Annotated in this window: 9 protein-coding genes; all 9 read right to left on the bottom strand. The window is 37.3% G+C overall.

Going from position 1 to position 10539, the window contains the following annotated elements; all coding sequences use genetic code 11:
* Positions 1 to 117: 117 nt before the first annotated feature.
* The 9 genes from N2201_00905 to dnaJ all read right to left on the bottom strand — a co-directional run bounded on the left by N2201_00905 (position 118) and on the right by dnaJ (position 10302).
* Positions 118 to 1470, bottom strand: coding sequence for an MFS transporter (locus N2201_00905; protein ID MCX7784778.1), 1353 nt, complete (start codon positions 1468 to 1470; stop codon positions 118 to 120).
* A 107-nt stretch (positions 1471 to 1577) separates the two neighbouring features.
* The gene (locus N2201_00900) at positions 1578 to 2096 is read right to left on the bottom strand and encodes a metallophosphoesterase (protein MCX7784777.1); all 519 of its coding nucleotides are present in this window, start codon (positions 2094 to 2096) and stop codon (positions 1578 to 1580) included.
* Between the two features lie 48 nt (positions 2097 to 2144).
* A complete protein-coding gene (locus tag N2201_00895; GenBank protein MCX7784776.1) occupies positions 2145 to 3725 on the bottom strand; it encodes a sigma-70 family RNA polymerase sigma factor in 1581 nt (526 codons plus the stop codon).
* A 55-nt stretch (positions 3726 to 3780) separates the two neighbouring features.
* Positions 3781 to 5469, bottom strand: a complete 1689-nt coding sequence (gene dnaG / locus N2201_00890; GenBank protein ID MCX7784775.1) for a DNA primase — start codon at positions 5467 to 5469, stop codon at positions 3781 to 3783.
* A 68-nt stretch (positions 5470 to 5537) separates the two neighbouring features.
* Positions 5538 to 7892 carry an endonuclease MutS2 gene (locus N2201_00885; protein ID MCX7784774.1) on the bottom strand — a complete coding sequence of 785 codons (2355 nt, stop codon included), beginning with the start codon at positions 7890 to 7892 and terminating at the stop codon, positions 5538 to 5540.
* 92 nt (positions 7893 to 7984) lie between these two features.
* Positions 7985 to 8191 carry a 30S ribosomal protein S21 gene (rpsU, locus tag N2201_00880; GenBank protein ID MCX7784773.1) on the bottom strand — a complete coding sequence of 69 codons (207 nt, stop codon included), beginning with the start codon at positions 8189 to 8191 and terminating at the stop codon, positions 7985 to 7987.
* Between the two features lie 97 nt (positions 8192 to 8288).
* Positions 8289 to 9008: a 16S rRNA (uracil(1498)-N(3))-methyltransferase gene (locus N2201_00875; GenBank protein ID MCX7784772.1), complete on the bottom strand. Its 720-nt coding sequence runs from the start codon at positions 9006 to 9008 to the stop codon at positions 8289 to 8291.
* Positions 9009 to 9014: 6 nt separating this feature from the next.
* On the bottom strand, positions 9015 to 9152 hold the full coding sequence (locus N2201_00870) for a hypothetical protein (protein ID MCX7784771.1): 138 nt from the start codon (positions 9150 to 9152) through the stop codon (positions 9015 to 9017).
* 10 nt (positions 9153 to 9162) lie between these two features.
* Entirely contained in the window at positions 9163 to 10302 is a 1140-nt protein-coding gene (gene dnaJ, locus N2201_00865; GenBank protein MCX7784770.1) for a molecular chaperone DnaJ, read from the bottom strand.
* Between the last annotated feature and the right edge of the window lie 237 nt (positions 10303 to 10539).

The following is a 10539-nucleotide window of genomic DNA, read 5'->3' as shown; positions in this document are numbered from 1 at the left end:
TGCCTGATAAATGAAGTTCATCAAAATCTATTGAAAGCCGACCCAGACTCATAAAAAATAGAGTATCAACTAATGCCTTTTCTGGACTGGCAATTAAAGGTTTAGAAGAAGGACAGTTTAATCTTCAGGCGGAGTTTGGAGATTAGTTGCGGTTTGGATGCCGGTTGTAACTTCGGGTAAGATGCCCATTTTTTGATAGATTGGGCGGATAATTGTTCTTAAATAAGGTAATTTTTGAGCAAAGATTATTGCCGAGACTATTGAAACCAAACCTCCAATTAATACCGTGTTTTGGGCACCGATTTTACTTGCTAAAAATCCAGCCAATAAACTGCCTAAAGGCATTGTGCCCATAAAGGCTAAGGTGTAAAAACTCATTACTCTACCGCGCTTATCGTCGTCAACAATGGTTTGTAAAAAGGTATTACTTGATGCCATCTGAACCATCATTCCGAAACCAATAAATAACATCATTACTAATGATAATTGAAAGATATGAGAACGGGACATAACGAGTAAACCAATTCCAAAGATTGTTGTGGCAATCGGAATGATTTTGCCCAGGCCGACAACCGTCTTTTGCGAGGCAAGATATAATGCGCCAATTAAAGCACCAATACCAGCACCAGCCATTAAGAAACCAAGTGTCTGCGGTCCGCCTTTGAGAATTGTTTTGGCAAATATTGGCAGTAAAACTACATAAGGTGTTCCCAATAAACTGACTGTAATGATAAGAGTCAAAATATAACGAATTGGCGTAAAACCCAACACATATTTTGCGCCTTGGCGTAATTCTATAAAAACATTTTTGCCTTGGTTGATGGTTGCTTTGCGATTAAGTTTCATTGCAATTAATGCCAAGATTGCGGAAAGGTAACTGATACTATTGACAAGAAAACAGATACCTTCACCAACAGTTGCAATTAATATGCCCGCCAATGACGGTCCAATTAAGCGCGCTAAATTGAACATCGATGAGTTTAAGGCAATAGCGTTACCTAAATCTTCTTTTTTATCGACCATCTCAATGACGAATGATTGTCTGCCCGGCATATCAAATGAGTTGATTATTCCCATTATGATACTCAATATAATAATCTGCCAAATGGTAATGGAATGAGTTAGCACTAAAATTGATAGGACTAAGGCTTGCAATAATGCTAAGATTTGCGTGATAATCAGAATTTTTCTCCGTTCCCACCGGTCGATGATGACACCAGCCAAAGGGGTGAAAATAAATATCGGTATTTCACCACTGAAGCGAACTAATCCGAGTAAAAATGCCGAATTGGTTAGACGGTAGACCAGCCAACTTAAGGCAATGCTTTGCATCCAACTTCCGATTAAAGAGATTCCCTGACCCGCAAAATATAATCGGTAGTTGCGATATTGGAATGCTCGGAAGATTAATCGAAAATTAATTTTGATGCTGGAACTGATTTTGTCCAAATCAATTTTTATCGTATTCATAAAATTAATCAAGATAATAACTTTTATTTGATTTAATGTCAATAATTTTAGATAAATTTATGGAAAGAATTTAGATGTTTAATAAGTTTTTTAGGTAGGAAATGAACTTAATTTATCGGTATGATTTCAACTTCATCTGTGGCTAAATTTAAGATTGCTATCGATGGTTTTTGAAATAACCAGCCAGATGCTTCGCCAGGATTAATAATTAAAATCGGACTGCGTTTAATTTCTGGTTTGTGGGTGTGACCATAAATGAAAATGTCGATTATTGGTCGATTTGATAACTGATTCGTCTGTTTCTCTAAATATTTATCCCATTCAACTGGTTTATGACTAATAAGAATTTGTCGATGATTGAGTTCAATTTTATGGGGTGAAGGGTATATTTCAAATTTTAGTTGTTGTGCTTGTTTCATAAGTCCTTCTTGTTCGCCATCGCAATTTCCCAAAACACCGATTAGGGGACATTTTAATTCCTTAAATGCAGCAAGGGTGAACGGTGCGACATAGTCGCCGCAATGGATAACTAATGAGGTCTGAAATTGGTTAAAGATTTTAGCTGCAGTAAGGACATTAGAAAGATTGTCATGGGTATCAGAAATAATGCCAATAATTTCTTTCATAACAGAATTAGGTATGTTTAGATGAAACTGTTATTTAATGACGGCAGTTTATTGAAGTAGTTCTCGGAGTTGAGCAAATCTACGGAGGCGCACTGGATGTTGGAGTTTTTTCAAGGCTTTGGCTTCAATCTGGCGAACGCGCTCTCGAGTAATATTAAAGATTTGGCCTACTTCTTCTAAGGTTCGAGGTGAACCATCGCCTAAGCCAAAGCGTAGCCGTAATACTTTTTCTTCACGTTTAGAGAGCACGCTGAGCACTTCATTGAGTTTTTCCCGTAAGAGTTCAATACCCGCAGCATGCGAAGGGGAAATGCTTTTTTCATCATGGATAAAATCACCAATAAAACTGGTTGCCTCATCATCGATTGGTTTATCTAAAGAAATTCCAAATTGAGAAATCTTTGCCAGTGCTTCGATTTTATCTTTTCGAGTTGACAGGCGTTGGGCAATTTCTGCAACCGTCGGTTCGCGACCATAAGTTTGGACGAATTTTCTTTGCACTTTCGAGATTTTATTAATGGCATCAAGAATATGAGCCGGAACTCGGACAGTCCGTGATTGGTCTGCTATCGCTCGGGTAATCGCTTGTTTAATCCACCAAGTTGCATATGTAGAGAATTTGAATCCTTTACGATAGTTGAATTTTTCAATGGCTTTAATTAATCCAACATTACCTTCTTCCAGTAAATCAGCAAATTCTAAGCCCCGATTGATATATCTTTTGGCAATGGAAATGACTAATCGGATGTTACCTTCAATCATTCGGTCGCGGGCTTGGATGATTTTAGTTTCTTCTTGGTCAATCTTTGCTAAAATTTCGGCTAATTCTTTAGGGTCTTTGTCAAAATATTTGCGCAATTCGCGTAGTTGTTTTCGTAAAGTCTTGATTTCATCTTTAGCCGACTTTTTGCGTTTGGCTAATGATTCCAGCCGATTGTGAATACGGATTGCTTCTTGTGCCATTACTTTAAATTCTTGAATGAATTTATTAATTAAATGGTGTTGCAACGAAAGGCTTTGGATTTTAGAGAAAATGCGAGTTTTTATCCGGCTGATCCGGCGTTTTATCGCTGGAGTAGAACGCCGATTCAACAGATTTTTTAATACTTCTAATTCGCGACTGATTGCTCGCACACGCCGGATAAATTTTTGTCGGTCCCGATAGTATGCCTTTTTATTCAAGAGACATTCAAATTCAACTCGGGCAATTTGGTCTAAAGGACGCGTATCTTCTTCAACCGAAAAACACTCCTCAACTAATTTTTCAGCCAAGGGCACGGGTTCAAAAATATATTTTGTAATTTCTTTATATCCGGCTTCCATTGCCTTAGAATATTGAATTTCTTCTTCTCGTGTGAGTAAGGAAAACTTGCTTAATTCGCGAAAATATGATTTGGTTGGGTCTTCGACTCGGAAAATTGTTGGTTTTGGTGCTTTTCGCGTTTGAGTTGGTGTGATTTCGCGACTTCGCAAAACCCGGATACCTTTTTTGTGGAGTGCAGAGACAATCTCTTCGATATCCTCTGCTGATTGTAAATCTTCTGGTAACAATTTATCTAATTCGTCATATGTCAGCGTATTATCTTTAGGCACGTTCTTAAGGATTTTATCAATTAGACTTTTTTTCATACTTTTTACTCCTTAAATTTTTAGACAAACATTTAGCCGATTTACTCTCACAATACTATTTTTTGGTTTGAGTAAGCCTGCGTTTCAGTTCATAATGTTCTAATGATAGTTTTTCGACCAAGGAATCATCGCCTTGTTTTTTGGCCAGTAGCATATTCTGATATACCCAAGAGGCTTTAAGTTTAATCAATTTCTGTTCAAATTCTTCTTTACTGGGGTAAGGTATAGACTGAAAACTTAAATCAGCCACTTTCTTTTTCAGGTGTTCATCTTCCAAACTATCAATGATGCGGGCGACTGAATAATCTTGGGTTTCAACCGTATCATAGATAATTTGGGCAATGGTTTGATTTTCCGTTGAACTGAACGCACTTGCCGGTAATTCCTGTTTTGCCATCAATGCATAATCAGAAATATTAACCATCAAAGATAATACTTGCTCTTCAATTAAATTTACTGCTGATGGCTTTATTGCTTTACTTGAAGTTGGCGTTGACCGCTTAGACATTTTCTTTCTCATTTCATTTACGAGAGTTTCTTTAGTAACCTTAAAGACCTCAGAAATTTTATTTAAATAAAGTTCTTGTGCAATATTCCCTTCCATCAATGCAATATAATCCAGAAGTTCTTTTAACAGGGTTTGTTTGGTAAATACTGAATTATAGTTTTTTATTATAGTTAAAAAATCGATAAAATCAAGAGCATTTTTCATAAGATTATTAAAATTATCTTTGCCGTAAACATTAATGTATTTGTCTGGGTCAAAATTGTCCGGTAATCTTATGATTCGAGGTTCTAAATTTACCTTAAAACAAGTTTCTAAAACGCGCTGGGTTGCATTTTTACCGGCTTCGTCAGCATCAAAGGCAATGATGAGATGATTATTAAACCGGCGCAAAAGTAATGCTTGCTCTTGAGTAAAGGCTGTGCCTAAGGGCGCAACAACATTGTTAATGCCGTTGTTAACTAATGATAATAAGTCAAAATTGCCTTCAACTAAGATTGGCGTATTATCGTATAAATAATTTTTGGCTTGAAATAGACCATATAAATTTTCGTTCTTTCTGAAAATTTCTGTTTCTGGCGAATTGAGATATTTAGGTTCTTTGGTATCATCGAGAACACGAGCACCGAAACCGATTATTTTTCCGGATAAGGAGAAGATAGGAAATATCAGCCGGTCAAAAAACCAGTCGTAATAGCCAGTTTCTTTTTTAACGATTAGGCCGGCTCTAACCAAGATTTCTTCTGAAATGCCGTGCTTTTTGGCAGCGCCGAATAATAAATTACCACTGGGCGCATATCCCAAACGAAAGCGAGCAGTGGTTTCAGGGTTAATTTTCCGTTTTTTAAGATACTCAACGGCTTGGGAAGATTTCATGAGTTCGGTAGAAAAGAAATTGGTTGCGAATTCACAGGCGTCAAGCAAAGGTTGAAAACGATAAGGCGTGGTCTCAGTCTGAATAGAAATACCCAGTCTATCGGCTAATTTCTTAATTGCTTCAGGAAAAGTAATCTTTTCATATGCCATAAGAAAAGTAAACACTGAACCACCAGCACCACAACCAAAACAATGGTAGATTTGTCGTTCTGGACTAACATAAAATGAGGGTGATTTCTCGCTATGAAAAGGACATAATGCCCGATAATAGCGCCCGACTTTTTTTAGTGGAATATGTTCAGAAATTATCTGAACAATATCCGATTGTTCTCGAATTTGGTCAATAATCTCTTTTTTAATCATAAAACTTACGAAAAAATCCAATTAATTAGTATCATAACAGGTTATCTTCTGAGGGAATATTTTTCAAGTTATTCATTTTTGTATTTAAGGAAAACTTTAGTTAATCCCATTCCGCCTTCGTAAATTTCACCAAAACGAATCTTTTCGACTCGCATATCTTTGCTTAGGGTTTCCCAGACCATTTCTTTTAAGATACCTTTACCCTTACCATGAATAATTGAGATAACCGGAATATGATTTTGATATGCATCTTCTAAGAACTTTGATAGCGTATCCATTGCTTCTTCTTTTGTCATACCGCGGATGTTTAAGACAGTATTTAACTTTGGTTCAAAAAATTCTGGACTCGATTGCACTGAAACTTGCTGAGAAGAAAATTCAATATTGGCTTCAGTCCGAGTTTGTAGTGCTAAATCGGTATTAGGTAATTCGATTTGGATGTGGCCAAAGGCAACTTTAGACTTTTTTTCATTAGTAGCAACAATCGTGCCGATTTTTTGAAAGGTTTGAGATAATACTTGGTCACCAACCTTAAATTGCGCAACAGTCGTTTTAACATTATTGACATTATCTTGTTCTTCGTTATGCAAAGTGAGATGCGCTAATTGTTCTTCAATATAATTTTTGGCTCTAACAATTGTCTGTTTTTCCGCATTTGATTCTTTGATTGCCCGGACAAGATTTTCAATGGTTCTTCGTTGTTCGATGAGGAGTCTTTTATATTCTGATGCCAATTTTTTCTTTTCTTCTTTTTCGTAGGACTTGAATTTATTTATGAGAGATTCGTAAAGTGCCCGTTGATTAGCCAATTCTTCTTTCTCTTTAGTTAACTGTTCATTTAATGTCTTTAATTTTTCTGTTTCTATCGCTAAATCTTTTAGTCTTTGAGAAAGCGCCAATGAATCTTGGTCTAAAAACATTTTGGCGCGTGCGATTAGCGATTCCGGAAATCCTAATTCTTGAGAGATTTCTAAGGCATTAGAGACTCCGGGTAAACCCATAATAAGTCGATAAGTCGGGCGGTCGGTAAATTCCATTGCCGCATTTTTCATTTTGAAAGCCTCTTGCACATAGGCTTTAAGCGGATTTAAGTGACTGGTCGCAAGACAATATGCACCAGCATCTCTCATTTTTTCCAAAATCGCAATTGCCAGCGCCGAACCTTCTTCGGGCGAAGTCGAAGCGCCAATTTCATCTATTAGAACCAAACTGGTATGGTCGATTTGCGCAAGAATTTCTTTTATTCTTAAGAGATGAGCAGAAAAAGAGGACAAGTTAGCATCGAGCGATTGTTCGTCACCAATATCAGCAAATACTTTGTTAAAAAATGGTATCTTTGTGCCTTCGTCGGCCGGCAAAAATAGTCCGGCAGAAAACATTAACACAAATAAACCAACTGTTTTCAGCACCACGGTTTTGCCACCGGCATTAGGTCCGGAAATTAATATTACATTGGTGTCTTTAGGAAAATAGAAATTTAATGGGACAATTGCTGAAAGAGGTTTGGTTAACATAAGTAGAGGGTGTCGGCCATTGATAATTTTTATACATCCATCTTTGGCATATTCTGGACGAGTACCGCGAAAATCTTGGGCAAATCGCTTTTTAGCCAGTTTGACATCAACTTCAGCAATTACTGAATGTGCAGTTAAAATATCTTCCCGGGCTCGATATAACTCATTGGAGATATGAGTTAAGATGCGTTGAATCTCTTCCTTCTCTTCATCTGTGAGTCGAGCAAAATCATTTTGAACTTCAACTAATGATAAAGGTTCGACAAAGGCAGTTTTGCCTGAGAATGAAAATTCATGCACAATGCCAGGTAGTTTGTCGCGCATTTCAATCTTTACGGCCAGGCAATAACGATTCTGACGCAGAACCAAATTATGTTCTTGCAGTAAATCCGCATGTGTCGCCATCAGTTTTTCCAGTTGAGTAATAATATAAGTGCGTTTCTGCATTATTTCTTTGCGAATGCGTCTCAAATTAGGGGAAGCATCAGATTTGATTTCATTAAATTCATCAATATTTTGGTCGATTAGATTTTCCAAAGATTCAAAAGTTGGCAGTGCATTAATTAAGTGATAGAAACCTGGTATACGGTCTCGATGACTTAGAAAGAAATCCTTAACCTTCCGAATCTGCTCAAAAGTCTTTTGCATCGTTTTGAGAGTATCTGGAGAAAAAATCGTGGGCGCGTTGATTGTAAAGTAATGCCGTAAATCGACGATATCTGATAGAACCGGCTCATGATTGAGTTTTAAGAGTTCATCAATAAAATTGAATTCAGTTTCAATGGTTGCGTAGTCAAACTGAGGTTGAATCTTTAGGGCTAATTCTCGGCCCATTGAAGTTTGAGTTCTTTCGGCTAATAGGTTTTGGATGCGGTCAAACTCTAATAAGGCTAAGGTTCTATTGTCCATAGAAATCAAAAATATTACAACTATTTATATGTAAATTTACCTTGCCATTACCCTAAACAGATGTATAATTACATCGTTCTTGCAAAATAAAATTACATTCGGCCGCTCATTTCGGTTTGGGCTCGACGCCAGGCTTTACGTTTGGCTTCAGCAAGTTTCCGTTTTCGACGCTCGCTGGGTTTTTCATAGAACTCTCGGCGCTTAATCTCTTTATGAATGCCGGCCTGTTCACAAGCCCGACGAAAGCGGCGAATAAAATTTTCATAAGACTCGCCTTCACGAACAATAATTTCAGGCATTATACTTTAACACCTCCTTATTTAGCATATGGCTTATCGTTAATAGTTGATAGTTTATCCCGATCAGCCAAATTGCTATTAAATTAATATTAAACATTTACATTTCCTTTAGTTCATACATTAATAAAGATAGTGCTGAAATTGCTGCGGTTTCTGCCCGTAATCTTCTTGGTCCTAAAGTGAAACACTTAACACCATAATTTAATGCCTTCTGAACTTCGGTATCACTAAAGCCACCTTCAGGACCGATTATGAGGAGAACTTTCCTTAAATTCTTATCTCTGATAATGTCCGGGAGGCGATTATGTTTTTCTTCTTCCCAAGCCATCAGGGTTAAATCATAATCGTAAATCTTATTAACCAATTGGGAAAATAGTATTGGTGAAGATATTTCTGGCAGAAATGTCCGAGTCGAAGATTTGATAGCAGCAAAAGCAATGTTCTTAAACCGCTCGTTTTTTTTCTCTGAGACTTGAGCAATGGTTCGTTCCGTAATTACCGGAATGATTTCAGTAACACCTAATTCGGTCGCCTTTTCAATAATAATGTCCATTCGGAATCCTTTGATGATACTTTGGGCTAAGGTCACTTTAATTTTCGGCTCGCGTGCCTTACGGTTAATATTTACAATGTTGGCTTCAATTTGGTTATTGATTTTATCAATCGTGCATTGATACTCGTTGCCTTCGCCATCAGTAACATAAATCATATCACCAGGTTTATGTCGCATCACTCGACTAATATGATGGGCTTCTTGACCATAGATGTATAATTTATTTGAGAATATATTATTCTTATCCGTGTAATACAGTTCCATAGTAATTTATCTTAAGTCCGGGTTATTGAATACTGAAGAAATGTTCACAAAGACACCAAGGTCAAGAGAAAAATAATAATTCTTTGCAGGCAGATTTTCTTTTTTTCGAAAGTAGATGATTTCGTCGAATTTTCTTTCAGGCATAATTTCTCTTTTATCTAATTTCTGGTTTTCTGGGTGTAGGCGGATTTTCTGTACGGATACGCTCTAATTCTTTGAGTAATTCTTTTTCGCGACCACTTAGGTGTTTTGGAATATACACGGCAATTCGGACGATTTCATCGCCTCGGCCACCATTTAATCGTTTTATGCCGGCACCTTTAATTCTGATTAATTCACCGTGTTGAGTTCCAGGATTAATTTTAATTCTCTTTTTTCCGTCCAGAGTTGGCACTTCAACTTCTCCACCCAAGATGGCAGTTGTAAATGTTACCGGCACTTCTATGACAATATCGTCGTTATTTCGGATAAATAAAGGATGTTCTTTTTCCTCAATTTCAATGATAACATCGCCGCGACCACCTGGACCATAATGACCTTCACCATGTAAAGGAATAAAGTTACCGTTGCTAACGCCAGGCGGAATAGCGACTTTTAATGTCTTCTGCACACGGATTCTGCCTTCACCTGTGCACTTAGAACAGAGATTTTTAATCTGTTGACCACTGCCTCCACATTCACTACAAGTAGATACTTGGATAAATTGACCGAAAACACTACGGGAAATATGTCGGGTCTGTCCGCGGCCTTGACAATGCGAACAAGTGACTGTGCCTGTGCCACCCTTACCATTGCAAATTTCACATTTCTCAAATCGGGAGAATGTTAATTCTTTGGTTGTGCCTTGAGCAATCTCTTCTAAGGTTAAGCGCAAACGGATATGAATATCTCGGCCGCGAGCGGCTTGAGGTCTTGCGGTTCGGCTACGCGTGAACAAGTCAAAGATACTACCTTCACCAAAACCACGAAAGATTTCGCCAAAGTCAAAGATGTCACCAAAAATATCTTTCAGGTCTTCAGCATGACTGAAATCGCGCCACTGGAAACCACCCGGACTGAAGCGTTGAGAAACACCTTCATGACCATATTGGTCATACAATCTTCTTTTTTCGCTGTCAACCAGCACTTCATAGGCTTCGGATAATTCCTTAAACTTCTCTTCGGCTTCTTTCTTATTAGTCGGATTCATATCCGGATGATATTGTTTTGCCAGTCGACGATATGCCTGTTTAATCTCGTCTGTTGTTGCGTTTTTGGATACACCAAGGATTTCGTAATAATCTCGTTTCGCCATATTTAATTAGGCATTATATATAAGAATTTAGTAATTGCCAACATCTTTGATATAATTATTAGCGATTTCCGATTTGCTATTGGTTAAAATATTATTTCTTTTCGTTGTTGTTGAATTGATACTCTATATCAAATTTCTTATCACTGGATTTAGTTTCTTAGTTAAGAAGTAGTTTCAGCGCTTTTAAGTTGGGCTTGAAGGTGTATTTCTTCTATTAATTTAGTGATATTATTTCTT

Source organism: candidate division WOR-3 bacterium (assembly GCA_026418155.1).
GTDB lineage: Bacteria > Hydrothermota > Tepidihabitantia > Tepidihabitantales > CAIPLT01 > JAOABV01.
Note: the sequence above shows the minus strand (reverse complement) of the source record. Positions and strands in the feature narration are given on the sequence as shown.